16 protein-coding genes are annotated in these 18,828 nt (G+C 60.8%); 10 read left to right on the forward strand and 6 right to left on the reverse strand.

Annotated elements, in window-relative coordinates; translation table 11 throughout:
- The 3 genes from EKL15_RS17150 to EKL15_RS17160 all read right to left on the reverse strand — a co-directional run.
- A partial coding sequence (locus EKL15_RS17150) for a transketolase (RefSeq protein ID WP_304621794.1) occupies positions 1–1,185 on the reverse strand: 1,185 nt, incomplete at its 3' end.
- 18 nt (positions 1,186–1,203) lie between these two features.
- The gene (tal, locus tag EKL15_RS17155; RefSeq protein WP_060419797.1) at positions 1,204–2,154 is read right to left on the reverse strand and encodes a transaldolase; all 951 of its coding nucleotides are present in this window, start codon (positions 2,152–2,154) and stop codon (positions 1,204–1,206) included.
- A 257-nt stretch (positions 2,155–2,411) separates the two neighbouring features.
- Positions 2,412–3,005 carry a lytic polysaccharide monooxygenase gene (locus tag EKL15_RS17160; RefSeq protein WP_100396467.1) on the reverse strand — a complete coding sequence of 198 codons (594 nt, stop codon included), beginning with the start codon at positions 3,003–3,005 and terminating at the stop codon, positions 2,412–2,414.
- A gap of 404 nt (positions 3,006–3,409) precedes the next feature.
- Between EKL15_RS17160 and EKL15_RS17165 the strand changes: the two genes are divergently transcribed.
- A complete protein-coding gene (locus EKL15_RS17165; RefSeq protein ID WP_038881234.1) occupies positions 3,410–4,351 on the forward strand; it encodes a LysR family transcriptional regulator in 942 nt (313 codons plus the stop codon).
- An 85-nt stretch (positions 4,352–4,436) separates the two neighbouring features.
- Here the strand turns inward: EKL15_RS17165 and EKL15_RS17170 are convergent, their stop codons facing one another.
- Positions 4,437–5,936: a glycosyl hydrolase family 18 protein gene (locus EKL15_RS17170; protein WP_060439255.1), complete on the reverse strand. Its 1,500-nt coding sequence runs from the start codon at positions 5,934–5,936 to the stop codon at positions 4,437–4,439.
- Positions 5,937–6,229: 293 nt separating this feature from the next.
- Here EKL15_RS17170 and EKL15_RS17175 point away from each other — a divergent pair, with 293 nt between their 5' ends.
- The 5 genes from EKL15_RS17175 (at position 6,230) to maeB (ending at position 9,972) form a co-directional block, all read left to right on the forward strand.
- Positions 6,230–6,556: a phage holin, lambda family gene (locus EKL15_RS17175; RefSeq protein ID WP_004936551.1), complete on the forward strand. Its 327-nt coding sequence runs from the start codon at positions 6,230–6,232 to the stop codon at positions 6,554–6,556.
- Entirely contained in the window at positions 6,546–6,947 is a 402-nt protein-coding gene (locus tag EKL15_RS17180) for a M15 family metallopeptidase (RefSeq protein ID WP_038881240.1), read from the forward strand. Before EKL15_RS17175 ends, EKL15_RS17180 begins: the two co-directional genes overlap by 11 nt.
- Entirely contained in the window at positions 6,944–7,324 is a 381-nt protein-coding gene (locus EKL15_RS17185; RefSeq protein WP_060439257.1) for a DUF2570 family protein, read from the forward strand. Before EKL15_RS17180 ends, EKL15_RS17185 begins: the two co-directional genes overlap by 4 nt.
- On the forward strand, positions 7,305–7,478 hold the full coding sequence (locus EKL15_RS17190) for a hypothetical protein (protein ID WP_038881246.1): 174 nt from the start codon (positions 7,305–7,307) through the stop codon (positions 7,476–7,478). Before EKL15_RS17185 ends, EKL15_RS17190 begins: the two co-directional genes overlap by 20 nt.
- A 214-nt stretch (positions 7,479–7,692) precedes the next feature.
- Positions 7,693–9,972, forward strand: a complete 2,280-nt coding sequence (maeB, locus tag EKL15_RS17195; protein WP_038881248.1) for an NADP-dependent oxaloacetate-decarboxylating malate dehydrogenase — start codon at positions 7,693–7,695, stop codon at positions 9,970–9,972.
- A gap of 49 nt (positions 9,973–10,021) precedes the next feature.
- On the opposite strand, the gene mmuM is transcribed toward maeB, so the two are convergent.
- The gene (gene mmuM, locus EKL15_RS17200) at positions 10,022–10,960 is read right to left on the reverse strand and encodes a homocysteine S-methyltransferase (RefSeq protein ID WP_100396466.1); all 939 of its coding nucleotides are present in this window, start codon (positions 10,958–10,960) and stop codon (positions 10,022–10,024) included.
- Positions 10,950–12,359, reverse strand: coding sequence for an S-methylmethionine permease (gene mmuP / locus EKL15_RS17205; protein WP_038881254.1), 1,410 nt, complete (start codon positions 12,357–12,359; stop codon positions 10,950–10,952). Before mmuP ends, mmuM begins: the two co-directional genes overlap by 11 nt.
- A gap of 177 nt (positions 12,360–12,536) precedes the next feature.
- Between mmuP and EKL15_RS17210 the strand changes: the two genes are divergently transcribed.
- The 4 genes from EKL15_RS17210 (at position 12,537) to EKL15_RS17225 (ending at position 18,818) form a co-directional block, all read left to right on the forward strand.
- A complete protein-coding gene (locus EKL15_RS17210) occupies positions 12,537–13,376 on the forward strand; it encodes a ChaN family lipoprotein (protein ID WP_047571061.1) in 840 nt (279 codons plus the stop codon).
- A gap of 102 nt (positions 13,377–13,478) precedes the next feature.
- Complete coding sequence (locus EKL15_RS17215; RefSeq protein ID WP_070914519.1) at positions 13,479–14,276, forward strand: energy transducer TonB; 798 nt, start codon at positions 13,479–13,481, stop codon at positions 14,274–14,276.
- Between the two features lie 54 nt (positions 14,277–14,330).
- A complete protein-coding gene (locus EKL15_RS17220; RefSeq protein ID WP_080435372.1) occupies positions 14,331–16,457 on the forward strand; it encodes a S9 family peptidase in 2,127 nt (708 codons plus the stop codon).
- A gap of 120 nt (positions 16,458–16,577) precedes the next feature.
- The gene (locus tag EKL15_RS17225; RefSeq protein WP_100396464.1) at positions 16,578–18,818 is read left to right on the forward strand and encodes a TonB-dependent receptor domain-containing protein; all 2,241 of its coding nucleotides are present in this window, start codon (positions 16,578–16,580) and stop codon (positions 18,816–18,818) included.
- The last annotated feature ends 10 nt before the right edge of the window (positions 18,819–18,828 follow it).

The following is an 18,828-nucleotide window of genomic DNA, read 5'->3' on the forward strand; positions in this document are numbered from 1 at the left end:
CGCTTTCGAGCCGGACCACATCGTCAGGTTGCTCGGCGCCAGGTCGGCAGAGCCGCCCAGGAACTCCGGCAGCACCTTGCCGAACGCTTCCAGCGCGTTCTGCGACGCCTTGCGGCTGGCGATGTTGGCCGGGTTGGCCTGCAGTTTTTCCACGAACGCCTTGGCGTCGGCTTTCCAGTCGGCCGGCAGCTCGCCGTTCATGCGGCGCTTGAACTCGGCAGCCTGCTCCGGGAAGGCCTTGGCGTAGGCGGCGAACTTGTCGTTCCAGGCCGCTTCTTTGGCCTGACCGGCTTCTTTGGCGTCCCACTGGGCGTAGATGTCCTGCGGGATTTCAAAGGCGGCGTATTTCCAGCCCAGCGCTTCGCGGGTGGCGGCCACTTCGGCGGCGCCCAGCGCAGCGCCGTGCACGTCATGGGTGCCGGCCTTGTTCGGCGAGCCGAAGCCGATAACGGTCTTGCACATCAGCAGCGACGGCTTGTCGGTCACCTTGCGGGCTTCTTCAATCGCGGCCTTGATGGCGTCCGGGTTGTGGCCGTCGACGTTGCGCACCACGTGCCAGCCGTAGGCTTCGAAACGCAGGGCGGTGTCGTCGGTGAACCAGCCGTCGACGTGGCCGTCGATGGAGATGCCGTTGTCATCGTAGAAAGCGGTCAGCTTGCCGAGCTTGAGGGTGCCGGCCAGAGAGCAAACTTCGTGCGAGATGCCTTCCATCATGCAGCCGTCGCCCATGAAGGCGTAGGTGTGGTGGTCAACGATGTCGTGGCCCGGGCGGTTGAACTGCGCCGCCAGGGTGCGTTCGGCGATGGCGAAGCCGACGGCGTTGGCGATGCCCTGGCCCAGCGGGCCGGTGGTGGTTTCAACGCCTGGGGTGTAGCCGTACTCCGGGTGCCCTGGGGTTTTGGAGTGCAGCTGACGGAAGTTTTCCAGCTCGCGCATCGGCAGGTCATAGCCGGTGAGGTGCAGGAGGCTGTAAATCAACATGGAGCCGTGGCCGTTGGAGAGCACGAAACGGTCGCGGTCAGCCCAGTGCGGGTTAGTCGGGTTGTGGTTGAGGTAGTCACGCCACAGGACTTCGGCGATGTCCGCCATGCCCATAGGGGCACCCGGGTGGCCGGAATTTGCTTTTTGTACGGCGTCCATGCTGAGTGCGCGGATGGCGTTGGCAAGCTCTTTACGAGAAGACATAACGAAACTCCAGTACGGTTACAGTTGAGCGACCAACATGTCTTCCAGCTTCTGCTGGTCGACGGCGAACAGGCGAATGCCTTCGGCGAGTTTTTCCACCGCCATGGCGTCCTGATTGTGCAGCCAGCGGAATTCCGCTTCGGCCAGCGGGGCAGGTTGGTGGAAGCCCTCGGTAGACGGGGTCAGCTTGCGCTCGACCGGCTGGTCGCTGTTTTTCAGCTGTTCAAGCAGGTTCGGCGCGATGGTCAGGCGATCGCAGCCGGCCAGCGCCAAAATCTGCTCAACCTTACGGAAGCTGGCGCCCATGATCACCGTCTGGTAACGATGACGCTTGTAGTATTCATAGATGGTACGCACCGACTTCACGCCCGGATCCTGATCGGCATCGTAGTCGGCGGCAGGCTGTTTGGCCTGGTACCAGTCATAGATGCGGCCGACGAACGGCGAGATCAGATACACGCCGGCTTCGGCGCAGGCGCGGGCCTGGGCGAAGGAGAACAGCAGCGTCAGGTTGGTGTTGATGCCTTCTTTTTCCAGCTCTTCGGCGGCTTTGATGCCTTCCCAGGTGGAAGCCAGTTTGATCAGGATGCGCGATTTGTCGATGCCCTGTTCCTGATACATGGCGATCAGCTTGCGCGCTTTGGCGACGCACATGCCGCGATCGAACGACAGGCGGGCGTCCACTTCGGTGGAGATGCGGCCCGGCACGCTTTTGAGGATCTCGACGCCGATATTGACCGCCAGCTTATCGCTGGCGTTGATCAGCTGGGTTTCCTTGCTGCCGCCCTGACGACGGGCGTAATCCAGCGCTTCGGCGATCAGCGCCTTGTACTGCGGCAGCGCGGCGGCTTTCAGGATCAGCGAAGGGTTGGTGGTGGCGTCCTGGGGTTCGAACTGGCGGATGGATTCGATATCGCCGCTGTCGGCGACCACCGTGGTCAGCTGCTTGAGTGCGTCTAATTGATTCATTAATAAGCTCCTTGACCAAGCTCAACGTAGGGAAATGAGAACCTTTTTCATCATAGGGGGAACACACTGCATCATCGGGTCGGGAATGAAAATGCGCTTTTTCTGATTGTTGCGATGGATAATAACAATGAATGCCGAATAAACCCAGGCGGGGCGCGGCTTGCGGCGGTGGCAGGCGAAGGGGGCGGTAGCGCAAGAGCCAAAAAAGAAGGGTTCAGCGCCAGGCTGAACCCTCAAAGATCGTCTCATTTGGCCGATTATTTGCTCAGGTTGACATCGATCGCCTGGTAGAAGGCGTTGGCGGTGTCGGCTATATCCCACACGGCAAGGATCACGTGCGAGCCGCTGCGGTCTGCCGGTATATTGCACTGGTGGGTCACCTGTGCGGCAGGGATGGCGCCGCCGTCGTTGAACTGGCAGAACGGCGTCAGGTCAAAGGAGGCGCGGGTCAGCGGCTGGGAAGCGTCCCAGTTCGGCTTGGTGATGAAATAGCGCCAGCTGGTGGTGCTGTGACGCGCGGTCAGCTTCCAGGTAAAGGAGTTTGGGCCGGTTTTCAGGTTGAGCTTGTTCCAGCGCGTCGGCGTTTGCTGATCCAGTTCGAAGAAGGTGGACTTGTCGGCGCTGGCGATATGGCCGTCAGCCGGGCCGGCCTGCGGGAAGCCTTTCAGGCCTTCGACGCTCTGCGGTTCATACTGCACGCTGCCGCACTGGGTGTTGAGCTGCAGTTTGCACTGATAGGCACGGCTGGCCGGCGATTCGACGTAACCGTGGGCATTCGCCTGTTGCGAAACGCCGAACATGGCCGCGCTCAGCAGGCTCAGAGAAAGCAGGGTACGGGAAGTTTTGTTCATAAGTCACTCCTGATTGAAATTATGTTGTAAGTTGAGCGTATTTCACCGACAAAATGAGAGGCTAATAACGCAATTAGAAATAACCCTGTTTGTCGGCTTGTTTTATTTTTATCATTCTGGTTGTGCAGCAGAGCGGAATGTTTTAGCGGCTATTAACGAAAATTATTATGATGACGATCTTTGATCGTTAGGCTGAATTTATTTAACTGTCACAGTGTAAAATCACGGCGCTATGATGAAATTTATATCATGTAGTGATGAATAGTATTTAAGATAGCGCTCTCATTTATGAAGTATATTGCTTGTTGCCTTGAGTAACCTTGTTCGACTTGATCGATTTTTGTGCGCCACCACCTCGGGAATTTAGTGTCATTTTTCTTATTTTATTTTAAAGAGGAATTTGTATGACTAGATTATCCCTGGACGCGATTAAAATAATCAGCACCATCAAGAGCACCGGCTCTTTCTCTATGGCGGCGGAGGCGCTGCATAAAACGCCTTCGGCGATCTCTTATCGGGTTTCCAATATTGAAAGCAAACTCTGCGTGAAACTTTTTCATCGCAATGGCCCCATGATTACCCTGACGGATGAAGGGGAATTTCTCCTGCAGGAGGGCAGCTGGATATTAAATGCGGTGCAGGATTTGGAAAGTCGGGTAAGAAACATCCCCAAGCTGGACAATAATATCCGCCTGGCGGTGGACACCTTCTTCCCGCTGGAGACTCTGACGCAGGATATCCGCGACTATATTCAGCATTGCCCGAACGCCAATATCTCGGTGCAGCGGGAAGCGCTGAACGGCACCTGGGATGCGCTGAAGAACAACCGGGCGGACCTGATCATCGCCATCGGCCAAATTCCCGACAGCGTACAGGCCAAAACCCTGATGCTCGGCAAGCTCAACTTCGTGCTGTGTGTGTCGCCTTCGCACCCGTTCGCGGCGCAGAGAAAGCCGGTGTGCAAGAAGCAGCGCTTGAACGACATCGTGGTGGTGATCGCCGACAGCAGCCATGAGCTGCCAAAACGCAATCACGGCACGCTGCCTCTGCAGCGCCAGCTGGTGGTGTGCGACGTGGAAAGCAACCTGGCGCTGCTCAAACGCGGCATCGGCCACGCTTTTCTGCCGCCTGCGCTGATCGAAAAGGAATTGGCCAGCGGCGAACTGGTGACGGTGCCGGTGGAGATGCAAAAGGGCGACGAAATGATTTGGCTGGCGTGGCATCCGGCCAGCAAGGGCGCCGGGTTTAGCTGGTGGCATGAGCGGCTGACGCGCAAAAGCGATGTTTACAGCCTGATGGGTCGGGAAGTGGTGCGGGATGGCGGCTATCCTTGGTGCCACAACTGAAGGAATAGAGACGAAGGGACGCGAAAATCAAACGGTTAACTCAATGAAAACCCCGCAGCGTTCGGCTACGGGGTTTTTTTATGGCTTACGCCACGCGGCCTACCTTCAGCCAGGCGCTGTCGGAGCCGGGCGCCGAGGTGATATAGCCCCACTTGGTCTGCCAGACGTAACCCTGATAGGACACCAGCGCGCCCTGCGCGTAAATGGTGCCCGGCACGTAGGCCGGTGCGGTCATGATCGGCAGGTTGCCGGGGCCGACGCCGGTGTAGCGCAGGCCGGTGCCCATATCCAGCTGGCTGTCGTCGTAGTCCGCGGCGTTGAAATAGCGATCCAGCGCGGCCAGCAGATCGCCGTTGCGGTTGTCCTGCCCCAGATGCCAGAACATCACGCCGCCCAGCTGCTGCTGCTTGATGTACTTCGCTTTGTATTTGAAGCTTTCGGCATCGTCATAGGTGACGAACAGCCCGTTCTGCGCATGATACAGGTAAGGGGTTTTGGTCTTGTCGTTCCACAACCGCTGATAGCCGTAGTTGCCCTGCAGCATCTGCTCCAGCTGGCGATAGGAGGCGATGCGCGGATCTTTGTCGCGCACGCACTCTTCGCAGCCCACCAGCCAGTAGTCGGTGCTCGGATACGGATCTTCGCCCGGCGTGCTGTGGCTGCTGTACTGGCCGCCGTTGCTGCCGCTGACGCCTTTGAAGGCGCGGCCGTAGAAGGGGACGCCCATCACGATCTTGGCGCTCGGCACGCCTTCCATCATCAGGTGTTGCTGCACCGCGGCGTCGACCGTCAGGCTGAACGGGCTGGGGAAGGCGCGGGTCAGCTCTTCCCAGCTCCAGCCCAGATTGGCTTCGCGCAGCGCGTTGTAGAAGGTCGGCCCGGCCGCGTCGCCGAACAGCGCCGCCTGGTGGTTGGTGATCTTCTCCCAGGGGCCGGCCAGATCGTAGGTCATCAGGTTGATGTAATCGAGCGGCGCGACGATCTGCGCCAGCTTGCTGTAATAGCGCGACAGGAAGAAGGCGCCGCCGGCGCCGGCGATGGTCAACTGATACGGCAGCGCCTGGCGGCCGTCGGCGACGGTTTGCTGATTCAGCAGGGTGCGGATCTCTTGCAGCGCGGCGATGAAACCCTCCACTTCTGAGGCCTGCGGGTACTCCCAGTCGATGTCCACGCCGTCGAAGCCGTAATCTTTCATGATGCGCACGCAGGATTGGGCAAACTTGGTGCGCGACGCCGGGGTTTTCACCGCGTTGACGTAGTTGGCGTGCGACACGCCCAGATCGTTGGAGTAGTACCAGCCGCCGATGGAGAACATGATGCGCAGGCTGGGGTTGTGCGCTTTGAGCGCGGTCAGGCGATTGACCACATCACGCGCCTTGGCGTCGTTGGTGGCCGGATCCCAGGCGCATTCCAGATTGCTGTTGATGTCCAGGAACGAGAAGTTGATGTGCGTCAGCTGTTTGGCTTTGGCCGGCGTGATGTTGGAAACCGGGAACGGCACGACGGACGTATCGGACTCGGTGTAATTATTGATTTGGTTGGTTGGAATAAAATAATACCCAATAACGGCTTTGCGTGTGGACATGATATTTCTCCAGAGTGGATGTTTTTATGATGGGGAACTATTTCCCGTAGCCATTAATGTTTATTTTTGATGAAAACAAAAGTCGAAATAAATCACGATAACAATGAATTTTTATTCACTGCCGTACACATTGGCGGTTATGCGTTGTGCCAGCGCTCAGCATGAATGAATTCGACCATAGGGTCTGTATTTATTCATTTGCTTTGTCATAGCATCCTTAACTAGATTCTGATTATCCGATGTCCCACCGGCCGTGATTGGCATTTAATTAAAAATAAAAAAGGAGATGAGCTATGTCCAGCATAGAGCCTGACGCTGTTGGCTTAATAGTCCAGCGAGTATGTGAATATCTTCAGCCGGTATTAAACGCCATTTTGGCCGGCGTAATGGCGTTATTGCACGGCGCCTATCGCAACGTGGGTATTCGGCGGCGTTTATTGAATGCGGCGATGTGCGCGTTATTGGCCTGGACGGTGCGCGATGCGCTGGCGCTGATGGGCCTGGAATTAAAGTGGGCGAATTTAGCCAGCGTGCTGATTGGCTTTATGGGGGCGGATTACATCAATGCCTTAATTAAGAAATTCATTGGCAAAAAAACGGGGTTTAAAAATGTTAAATGACATCGAAGATATTCGTTTTACCGCCCGCAGCGAAGAGAACCTGCGCGGCGTACACCCGGATCTGGTGCGCGTTATTCGTTTGGCGCTGCGTTATTCGCTGGTGCCGTTCTCCGTCAGTGAGGGGCTGCGCAGCATGGCGCGCCAGCGGGAAATGGTGCGCGCCGGCAGCAGCCAGACATTACGCAGCCGCCATTTGACCGGCCACGCGGTGGACGTGGTGGCGATGCCGGCGGGCGTGGTCTCCTGGGAGTGGGATTACTACGCGCAGATTGCGGTGGCGGTGCGGCGCGCGGCGCGTGAATGCGGGGTTAACGTCGAATGGGGCGGCGAGTGGAAAACCCTCAAGGATGGCCCGCATTTCCAGCTGGCGTTCCGGGATTACCCGGCATGAGTGGCTGGCTGCAAAAACTGATGCAGGGCGGGTTGCTGCTGCTGTTGCTGGCGGCCATCTGCCTCGGCGGCTACAGCTCGCTGCTGTCGCACCAGTTGGCGTCTGCGCGGCAACAGGCGGCAGAGCTGCAGAGAAGCCTGGCGCAGCAGGCCGGGCTGATCGCCACCCTGCAGACCCAGGATGCGCAAAACCGTGCGCTGATGGCGGCGCAGCAGCGGCAGGAACGGCAGCTGCGCCAACAACACGAGGCCTATCAGAGGAAATACCGTGAAGCGATTAAAAACGATCCCTGCGCCGCTCAGCCTCTGCCTGGCGCTGTGCTTGAGCTCCTGCGCCCGGCCGCCGGCGCCGCAGGCCGTGCCGCTGTTGCCCCCTGAGTCGGTATTCGCGCCCTGTGAGCAACCGCAGCTGCAAGGGGAGACCTGGGGCGACGCGGTAAGCTATACCCTGGCGTTACAAACCTCGTTACACATTTGCGCCGGCCAGGTGGAGACGCTCAACGCCTGGCGCACCACGCTGCCGCCACGCTGACGGCGGCGTTTCTGTGCGCGTCCCGCAGACCTTCTTTTTTTACTTTTAAAACGGTCTTTCGGCCAAGGTTATGGCCCGCTTCAAAGTTTGTGATGTTTCTCTCACTATACTTCAAGGCTGCGCCCTGTCATTGTACTTGGGCGCCACGGCCCACGGCAGGGCGCAGCCTCAAAGCCTTACCTCAACATAAAAGCAAAAAACAAAGGAATCCATAATGGACGAACAGCTCAAACAGAGTGCCCTTGATTTCCATCAGTTTCCTGTCCCAGGGAAGATCCAGGTTTCCCCCACCAAACCGTTGGCGACCCAGCGCGATCTGGCGCTGGCCTATTCGCCGGGCGTCGCCGCGCCTTGCCTCGAGATCGCCGAAGATCCGCTGGCGGCCTACAAATACACCGCGCGCGGCAACCTGGTGGCGGTGATTTCCAACGGCACGGCGGTACTGGGTCTGGGCAATATCGGCGCGTTGGCCGGTAAGCCGGTGATGGAAGGCAAGGGCGTTTTGTTCAAGAAGTTTTCCGGTATTGATGTGTTTGATATCGAAGTGGATGAGCATAACCCTGACAAGTTAATCGACATTATCGCCGCGCTGGAACCGACCTTCGGCGGCATCAACCTGGAAGACATTAAGGCGCCGGAGTGTTTCTACATCGAACAGAAACTGCGCGAGCGCATGAAGATCCCGGTGTTCCACGACGACCAGCACGGCACGGCGATCATCACCACTGCGGCGGTGCTCAACGGCCTGCGCGTGGTGAAGAAGAATATCTCCGACGTACGCCTGGTGGTGTCCGGCGCCGGCGCGGCCTCCATCGCCTGCCTGAACCTGCTGGTGGCGCTGGGGCTGCGGCAACAGAACATCACCGTTTGTGACTCCAAGGGCGTCATCTATAAAGGCCGCGACGCCAATATGGAGCAGACCAAAGCCGCCTACGCCATCGAGGATAACGGCCAGCGCACGCTGGGCGACGCCATCCCGAATGCCGACATCTTCCTCGGCTGCTCCGGCCCGGGCGTTCTGACGCAGGATATGGTGAAAACCATGGCGCGCGATCCGCTGATCATGGCGCTGGCCAACCCGGAACCGGAAATTTTACCGCCGCTGGCCAAAGCGGTGCGCCCGGACGCCATCATCTGCACCGGCCGCTCCGATTACCCGAACCAGGTGAACAACGTCCTGTGCTTCCCGTTCATTTTCCGCGGCGCGCTGGACGTGGGCGCCACCACCATCAACGAAGAGATGAAGCTGGCCTGCGTGCATGCCATCGCCGATCTGGCGCTGGCGGAGCAGAGCGACGTGGTGGCTTCCGCCTATGACGACCAGGATCTCTCCTTCGGGCCGGAATACATCATTCCGAAACCGTTCGATCCGCGCCTGATCGTCAAGATTGCGCCGGCGGTAGCCAAGGCGGCGATGGAGTCCGGCGTGGCGACGCGCCCGATCGAAGACTTCGACGCCTACGTCGAGAAGCTGGCGGAGTTCGTCTACAAAACCAACCTGTTCATGAAGCCGATCTTCTCGCAGGCGCGCAAAGAGGTGAAGCGGGTGGTGCTGGCGGAAGGCGAGGAAGAGCGCGTTCTGCACGCCACGCAGGAGCTGGTGTCGCAGGGGTTGGCCTTCCCGATCCTGGTCGGCCGCCCGAGCGTGATCGAGATGCGCCTGAAAAAGCTGGGCCTGCAGCTGACGCCGGGCAAAGATTTCGAAGTGGTAAACAACGAGTCGGATCCGCGCTTTAACGAATACTGGGGCGAGTACTACCAGATTATGAAGCGTCGCGGCGTCTCGCAGGAACAGGCGCGCCGTGCGGTGATCGGTAACCCGACGCTGATCGCCGCCATCATGCTGCACCGCGGCGAAGCGGATGCGATGATCTGCGGCACCATCGGCAGCTATCACGAGCATTACGACGTGGTGAAGAACGTGTTCGGCTTCCGTGAAGGCGCGCACGTCGCCGGCGCGATGAACGCGCTGCTGCTGCCGAGCGGCAACACCTTTATCGCCGACACCTACGTCAACGACGATCCGACGCCGGAGCAGCTGGCGGAGATCACCCTGATGGCGGCGGAAACCGTGCGCCGCTTCGGCATCGAGCCGAAGGTGGCGCTGCTGTCTCACTCCAGCTTCGGCTCTTCCGACTGCCCGGCGGCGCGCAAGATGCGCAAAACGCTGGAGCTGGTGAACGAGCTGGCGCCGGAGCTGGAGATCGACGGCGAAATGCACGGTGACGCCGCATTGGTGGAAAGCATCCGTCACGATCTGATGCCGGACAGCCCGCTGAAAGGCTCGGCCAACCTGCTGATCATGCCGAACATGGAAGCGGCGCGCATCAGCTACAACCTGCTGCGCGTCTCCTGCTCGGAAGGGGTGACCGTCGGGCCGGTGCTGATGGGGGTCGCCAAGCCGGTGCACATCCTGACGCCGATCGCCTCGGTGCGCCGCATCGTCAACATGGTGGCGCTGGCGGTGGTGGAAGCCCAGACCGAACCACTGTAAGCCCGGGTTGAGTGACTGGCCCCCTGCGCCGTTGGCGCCGGGGGCTTTTTTATGCCTTGCAGCGTGCGGCGATGGCGCGGATATCCTGCGGGGTGGTGCGGCAACAGCCGCCGATCAATTGCGCGCCGAGCGTGCGCCACTCCGTCACCTGATCGGCCAGGCTGCCGTGCTCGCCGCCGCAGGCGTGCCAGGTTTTGCTCACCGCATCGTAGTGCTCGCCGGAGTTCGGGTAAACCAGCAGCGGTTTGTCGGCCAGCGCGCCCAGCTGGCTCAGCGCCGGGGCGACCTTGTCCAGCGCGATGCAGTTGATGCCGATGGCCAGCACCTGCGGGTTGCCGCGCAGCGCGGACAGGACCTCCGGCAGCGGCGTGCCGTCGCTGAGGTGTTGGCTGTCGCGCAGGGTGAAGGCGAACCAGGCGCCGAGCATCGGGAATTCCTGCAGCAGCGTCAGCAGCGCCTGCAGTTCGGCGAACGACGGCAGCGTTTCGCAGGCCAGCAGATCGACGCCGGCGGCGGCCAGTGCGGCGAGGCGCGGGCGGTGGAAGGCGATCATGTCATCCTGCGCCAGCCGGTAGTCGCCGCGGTATTCCGAGCCGTCGGCCAGATAGGCGCCGTACGGGCCCACCGAACCGGCGATCAGCAGCGGTGCGGCCTGCGGGTGCGCGGCCAGATAATCGCGGCGCGCGCGTTGCGCCAGCTGCACGCTTTTGGCGATCAGCGCCAGCGATTGCTCCTGATCCAGGCCGCGGCGCAAGAAGCCCTGCGGCGTGGCCTGATAGCTGGCGGTGATGGCGCAGTGGGCGCCGGCGTTGAAATAATCGAGATGCACCTGATAGATAAGCTCGGGATTTTCAATCAGCACCTTGGCCGACCACAGCGGATCGGTCAGATCGCAGCCGCGCGCTTCCAGCTCGGTGGCCAGCGCGCCGTCCAGGATCAGCGTGGGGTGTTCGGCCAGCAGGCGGGCGACGGGGTTATTAACCGACATGTTGTTCTCCCAAAGCGGTTTTTTGCCCGGCGCGCCGGGTCAGGAAATAGGTGAGGTAGCACAGGGCGACGAACGGTAGCCCGCAGTAGAGCGCAATGCGCTGCTCCGGATCGAACGCCAGCCCGATGCAGGCCAGCAGGCACAGCGCAAAGCCGAGGATCGGCGTCAGCGGGTAGCCGGGCGCGCGGTATTTCAGGCCGCTTATCGGCTGGCCGCTGCGCAGGTAGGCGCGGCGGAAAGCAAAGTGGGCCGCGCAGATGCTCAGCCACACCGCCACCACCGCAAAACCGGAGATCGCCGACAGGGCGACGAACACCGTGTCCGGCGCGATCACGCTGGTCAGCAGCGCCAGCACGCCACCGAGCATGCTGAAGGTCAGGGCGTTGATCGGAATGCCGCGTGTATTGACGCGCGCAAAGTAGGCCGGCAGGGTGCGCTGGTGGGCCAGCGACCACAGCATGCGCCCCGAGGCGTACAGGCCGGAGTTGGCCGCCGACAGGATGGCGGTCAGGATCACGAAGTTGAAGATATCGGCGGCGTAAGGCACGCCGATGCGTTCAAACACCAGCACAAACGGGCTTTTGACGATCCCCGCCTGATCCATCGGGATCAACGCCGCCAGCACGAAGACCGTGCCGATAAAGAATAGCATCAGGCGGATCACCGTAGTGCGGATCGCCAGCGGCACGACTTTTTCCGGGTTCTCGGTTTCACCGGCGGCGATGCCGATCAGCTCCGTGCCGGAGAAGGCGAAGTTCACCGCCACCATGGTCATCAGGATCGGCAGCGTGCCGTGCGGCAGCCAGCCGGAAGCGGTCAGGTTATGCAGGAACGGCGCCGGCGTGCCGTCTTTCATCGGCAGCAGGCCGAACATGGCGGCGCCGCCCAGAATGATAAACGCCAGAATGGTCACCACTTTGATCAGCGAAAACCAGAATTCGCTTTCGGCGAAAAAGCGGGTGGTCACCACGTTGAGCAGGAAAATGGCCGCGCAGAAGATCAGGCACCACAGCCACACCGGCGACTGCGGGAACCAGTACTGCATGCAGAATCCGGCGGCGGTCAGGCTGGAGCCGAGCGCCACCGTCCAGGTGAGCCAATACAGCCAGGCGACGGCATAGCCGGTAGCCGGCCCCAGATAGCGCGAAGCATAGACGTGAAAAGCGCCGGTTTCCGGCATCGCCACCGACAGCTCGCCCAGGCACAGCATCACCAGATACACCACCAGCGCACCGATCAGGTAGGCCAGCAGCGTGCCGAGCGCCCCGGTGGTGGAGATGATGTAGCCGGTGTTGAAAAACAGTCCGGTGCCGATCACGCCGCCCAGCGACAGCATCACCAGGTGTCGGGCCTTCATGCTGCGTTTGAACTGTCCTGCGGCGGGTGCCGATGGTTGCATAATAATCTATCCGTATAGACGTCTAAATATCTGAATGGCTATTGGTTATACCCGCAATGCTTTTTCAACGCAATGCGCAGCCGGCGATCGGCGCGTAAAAAAATCGTTAAGTCGAATCTATATGAAAATGATAATTATTATCTATAATGTCGCCATTTTCGATAATGGGGCAACATGATGAGATACCTGATTTTATTGGCGGCGTTGGCGCTCGGCGCCTGCAGCCAGGCGCCGGTGAAGGCGCCGGCCAACGACGTCGCGAGTTTGGGGAGCATCACCGATCTGCACAGCGGCGCGACCCTGACGCCTGAGCAGCTGTTGACGCGACTGGCGCAGCAGCCGCGGGTGATCCTGGGGGAGAAGCATGATAATCCTTACCACCATCAGATTGAGCAATGGCTGGTGCAGCAGCTGCCGCTGCGGCGGCCGCAGGGCAGCGTGCTGATGGAGATGATCAACCCGAACCAACAGGCGCAGGTCGACAAGGTCAAGCAGTGGTTGCAGAGCGATCCCACGGTGCGTGACGGCCGCGTAGCGGAGCTGATCGCCTGGCAGCCGGGCTGGAAGTGGGAGCTGTATGGCGGGGTGACGATGGCGGCGATGCGTGCGCCTTACCCGCTGTGGTCGGCCAACCTGGATCGCAGCGAGATTACGGCGTTCTATCAGCAGCCACAGTTCCCGGCGGGGCAGCTATCGGCGCAGCCGGCGGTGCGCAAGGCGCTGGAAGAGACCATCCGCACTTCGCACGGCGGCCAGATTGAGGCCGACCAGCTGCAGGCGATGTTGGCGATCCAGCAGCAGCGCGACCGGCGCATGGCGGAACGTCTGCTGGCGGCGCCGACGCCCGCGCTGCTGATCGCCGGTGGCTATCACGCCGCCAAATCGGTGGGGGTGCCGCTGCACGTGCGGGATCTGCAACCGGCGGCGGCGCCGACGGTGCTGATGTTGGCGGAGCCGGGCGTACAGGTCGATGCGAACACCGCAGACTACCTGTGGATCACACCATCAGTGAAATGAATACGTTAAGACAGTGAAAAGGGGTGTTAATTATAGTTGCAAATGATTATCATTAGTAAATGTGATCTGCAATCATTCGCAATTAAGCAAGCTAATGCCCCTATGTTAAGTCAGTCTTACTCCCTCCCGGCCTTTGAACTGCCGCAGCCGCGCTGGGCGCGCGGCCTGCTGCTCGCCCTGGCGGCGCACGCGGCGTTGGTGCTGCTGTTTTACTGGCCGCAGACGGCGCTGGAGCCGGTGGTACTGCCACCGCCGGCGGTGATGATGAGCTGGGCGGCGCAGATTGAAGCGCCGGAAAGCAAGCCGCTGCCGCTGGGCGTGCAGCAGGCGGAATCCGCCGCGGCGCAGCCTGCGGAGCAGCAGCAACAGCCGGATCTGCCCAAGTTGGCGCGCGCCGAGAATGCGAAAATCGTGACGGCGCAGAAGAAGCGCGCCGAACACCGCCCCCCGCAAAAATCGCAGCCGAAGCCGCAGGAACAGGCCAAAGAGACGCGCAATGCCGCCGCGTCCAGCGCCGCCGCGCCGCAGGCGCAGACGCTTTCCCATCAGACCGCCGCACCGATCAACAGCGACGCCAACAGCAACGCGCAGGCCAAACTGTCGTGGGAGAGCCTGGTGAAAGGCAAACTGAACCGCATCAAGGATTACCCTTTGGATGCCCGCAGCCGCCGGCGCAGCGGCATGCCGCAGGTCAGCTTCAGCGTCGACGCGCAGGGGCGGGTCTCGAACGTCATGCTGCAGGTGCGTTCCGGCACCGCGTCGCTGGATCGGGAAGCGGTGGCGGTGGTGTCACGCGCCCAGCCGTTGCCGCCGCCGCCGCCGGAGATGCTGCAGCAGGGAGCCGTCAAGGTGACGATGCCGATCGATTTCAATCTGGCGGAGCTGAATGCCCGCCGTTAATGCCCGCAGGCGCCGCATCGCCGTCGTGCGCCTCTTCAAACTTCGTGAGGGATTATGAATCCGCTGTTATTCACCCCGCGCCGTCGCATCGCGGCCGCGCTCTGGCTTTCTTTAGGCATCGCCGGCGCCGCGCTGGCGCAACCGCAGCCGCCGTTGGCGGAACGCGCGCCGAAAGCGCTGACGGCGCACGGCGAGACGCGCACCGACGATTACTACTGGCTGCGCGACGACAGCCGAAAAGAGCCGAAGGTGCTGGACTACCTGAAGGCGGAGAACCGCTACACCGAGCAGATGATGGCGCCGTACCAGAAGCTGCGCGCCACGCTGTATCAGGAGATGCTGGGCCGCATGAACCCTGATGATCGTTCGGTGCCGTATCAGCTCAACGGCTATCGCTATCAGGAAAGCTACGCCGCCGGTAAAGATTTCGCGCTGTATCAGCGCCAGGCGCTCACCGCCGACGCGCCGTGGCAAACCTTGCTGGACGCCAATCAGCGCGCGGCCGGCCACGCCTACTATCGCCTGGGGGCGATGGACGTCAGCCAGGACAACCGCCGGCTGGCGGTGGCCGAAGATCTGCAGGGCCGCCGCCAATACCGCATCTCCCTGCGTGAGATAGGCAGCGAACGCTGGTCGCCGGAAACGCTGGAAAACACCTCCGGCAACATGGTGTGGGCCAACGACAACCAAACCCTGTTCTACGTGCGCAACCACCCGCAAACGCTGTTGCCATACCAGGTTTATCGCCATCAGTACGGTACGCCGACGGCGGAAGATAAGCTGGTGTACCAGGAAAACGATCCGGCGTTCTACCTCAGCCTCGGCCGCTCGTCCTCGCGCGATTACCTGATTCTGACCATCAGCGGTAACACCACCTCCGAGGTGCGCCTGATCGACGCCAACCAGCCGCAGCGCGAGCCGCAGCTGTTCGCCGCCCGGCAGAACGGCCGCGAGTATTACCTCGATCACTACCGCGGCGAGTTCTACCTGCGTTCTAACCATCAGGATCCGAACTTTGGCCTGTACCGCACGGCGGCGGCGGGCAAACCCTGGCAGACGCTGATCGCGCCGCAGGCGCAGCACGAGGTGGAGAGCTTCAGCCTGTTCCGCGACTGGCTGGTGGTGCAGGAGCGCGCCAACGGGCTGGTGCAGCTGCGGCAAATCAGCTGGGACGGCAAAACCGAGCGCGCCATCCCGTTCGATGACGCCAGCTACATGGCCTGGCTGGGCTATAACCCCGAGCCGGACAGCGATCGGTTGCGCTACGGCTATTCGGCGATGACCACGCCGACCCGCACCTATGAATGGGATTTGAACAAGGGCGAGCGCACCCTGCTGAAGCAGCAGGAGGTGAAAGGCGTCGATCCGAGCCTGTATCACAGCGAGCGCATCTGGGTCACGGCGCGCGACGGCGTGAAGGTGCCGGTCTCGCTGGTGTACCGCACATCGCTGTTCAAAAACGGGCATAACCCGCTGCTGGTGTACGGCTACGGCGCTTACGGCATGAGCATGGATCCGGCGTTCAGCGCCAACCGCATCAGCCTGCTGGATCGCGGCTTCGTCTATGCGCTGATCCACGTGCGCGGCGGCGGCGAGCTGGGGCAGAGCTGGTACAAACAGGGCAAGCTGACGCATAAACCGAACAGCTTCAACGACTTCATCGATGCCACCCAGGCGCTGATCAAAGACGGCTACGGCCAGCCGGGGCGCATCTACGCCATGGGCGGCAGCGCCGGCGGCTTGCTGATGGGGGCGGTGATCAATCAGGCGCCGCAGCTGTACAACGCGGTGGTGGCGCAGGTGCCGTTCGTCGACGTGGTGACCACCATGCTGGACGACAGCATTCCGCTGACCACCGGGGAATACGAGGAGTGGGGCAACCCGCACCAGCCGGCCGCCTATGCGCTGATGAAGTCCTACAGCCCGTACGACAACGTGCGCAAGCAGCGTTACCCGAACCTGCTGGTTACCAGCGGCTTGTACGACTCCCAGGTGCAGTATTGGGAGCCAGCCAAATGGGTGGCGAAGCTGCGGCGCTTCAAGCAGGGCGATTCGCTGCTGCTGCTCTCCACCGACATGACCGCCGGCCACGGCGGCAAGTCGGGCCGCCTGGCGCGGCTGGAAAACGGCGCGCTGGAGTACGCCTTTATTCTGGCGGCGGATCGGCAGGCGCAGAAATAACCTTCAGCGCCGCGGCACGCTGCGGCGCAATAAAACAATAACAACTTTTACCGCGCTTTCGGCGGGCTTTTTGCTGGGCATTGTCGGCCATCAAACCTTATTGGCTATTTCTGGGGATATATGAAAATCAAAATGATAGCGAGCCTGATCGGCGCGGGACTGGCGCTGTACGGGCCGGCTGCGGCCGCGCAGGAACAGGCGGAAAATAATAAAGGCAGCGTGGCGTTCAGCCCGCTCAACGTCTCGGCCGCCGACAGCGGCAAAAGCAGCGAAAAAGACGCGTTGGCGAGGCCGGGCGCGTTCAGCTCGCGCGATGAAAACAAGAATCTGGAGTCGGTGGACAGCATTCTGCGCAGCATGCCGGGCACCTATACCCAGATCGATCCCGGCCAGGGATCGGTCAGCGTCAATATTCGCGGCCTGAGCGGCTTTGGCCGGGTCAACACCATGGTCGACGGCATCACGCAAAACTACTACGGCAACTCGCCGAGCGACGCAGCGCACGGGGGATTGCCCACCAGCCAGTTCGGGGCGCTGATCGATCCTAACTTTATCGTCGGCGTCGACGTGGCGCGCGGCAATGCCACCGGCTCCGCTGGGGTGAACGCCCTGGCGGGCAGCGCCAACTTCCGCACTATCGGCGTGGACGACGTGGTGTTTTCCGATAACCCGTTCGGCGTGCGCACCAAATTCTCGGTGGGAAATAACGGCATCGGCCGCAGCGGCATGATCGCCGTGGGCGCCAAAACCGCCGCCTTTGCCGACGGCGGCAGCCTGGGGGCGATGGCGGCGATCAGCGGCAGTTCCATCACCTCCAACTACAAAAACGGCGCCGGTTTCGACAGCGAGGTGTTCAACGTCGATAAAACCTACCGCCAGAACCCGAAATCCCAGCTGTTCAAGGTGGACATCAAGCCGGATGCCTTTAACAGCATCGAACTGTCGGCGCGCAGCTACCAGAATAAAATCACCCGCCGCCACATCGACAGCGACGATTTTTACCTTAAGTATCACTACGCGCCGTTCTCGGAACTGATCGATTTCAACCTGACCGCCAGCACCAGCCGGGGTGAGCAGAAATTCATGTCCAACAACATGGCGGGCTTTAGCGACAGCACGGCGAAAAACATCTCTGATGCGCTGGATATCAACAACACCAGCCGTTTCAGCCTGCAGGATGTCGATTTCGCCTTCAGCTACGGCGGTAAACTGGTGCGCAACGAGTATAAGAAAAAGGCCTCCGGTTTGGTGACGGATGACAATCAGGCGGAAAGCATGCCGGTGGGAATGTCGGGCAAGCAAGATATTTCCAGCCTGTATAGCGGGTTGCAGGCCAACTACGGCATCTGGCAGGGGAATTTCGATCTGAACTACACCGCCTATCGCCTCTCCGGCTATAAGCCAGCCTGTGACGAGCGCGTGGAGTGCTTCCCGCAGGGCGCCGGCAATATCAACCGCAACGAACACGGCTTCAACCCGTCGGTCATGCTGTCGGCGCAGGTAACGCCGTGGCTGCAACCGTTCGTCAGCTACAGCAAGTCGATGCGCGGGCCGAATATCCAGGAGGTGTTCTTCGCCAACAGCGGCGGCCAGTCGATGAACCCGTTCCTGAAGGGCGAAAAAGCGGAGACCTGGCAGGGCGGTTTCAATGCCAATGCCCACGATCTGTTGTTCAAGCAGGACAGTTTCCAGCTGAAAGCGGTCTATTTCGAAACCAGAATCAAAAACTACATATCCAGCCAAACCTACCTGGTGTGTAAAAACCGCCAGAAGTGCAACCGCTCGCAGACGACGCAGGAAGAGTGGGATAACGCGGACGTCAACGTAAGCATGACCATGTACAGTAACGCCCCCGAACCGGTCAAAATGCGCGGGGTGGAGCTCGAAGCGCTGTACGACGCCGGTTTCGCCTTCACCAAGCTGTCGTTAAGCAAGGAGCATACCTCCCAGCCGACCAACCAGGCTAGCAACGTGTTCGGCGCGGGCGATGTCAGCGAACTGCCGGAATTCTACTTCACGCTGGACAGCGGGGTACGCTTGCTGGACGAGAAACTGACGCTGGGCGGGGTAGTGAAATACACCGGCAAATCGGTGCGCCTGTCGCCGGACTCTGATTACGATGAGAATGAGCAGTTGCTGAAAGAGCCGGCGCCGCATATTCCGACCATTATCGATCTGTACGGCACCTATCAGGTGAATCGCAATCTGCTGTTGAAGCTCAGCGTGCAAAACCTGATGGACAAAGACTACTCGGACGCGCTGAACAAGATGAACTCGCTGCCGTCGCAGTCGCAGTATGAGACGCCGACCAACACTGCCCGTGGACGCACCTATATCTTCGGCGGGGAGGTGCGCTTCTAAACCGCAGCGG

The sequence above is a fragment of the Serratia sp. 4542 genome, assembly GCF_016805595.1.
GTDB classification, from domain to species: domain Bacteria; phylum Pseudomonadota; class Gammaproteobacteria; order Enterobacterales; family Enterobacteriaceae; genus Serratia; species Serratia nevei.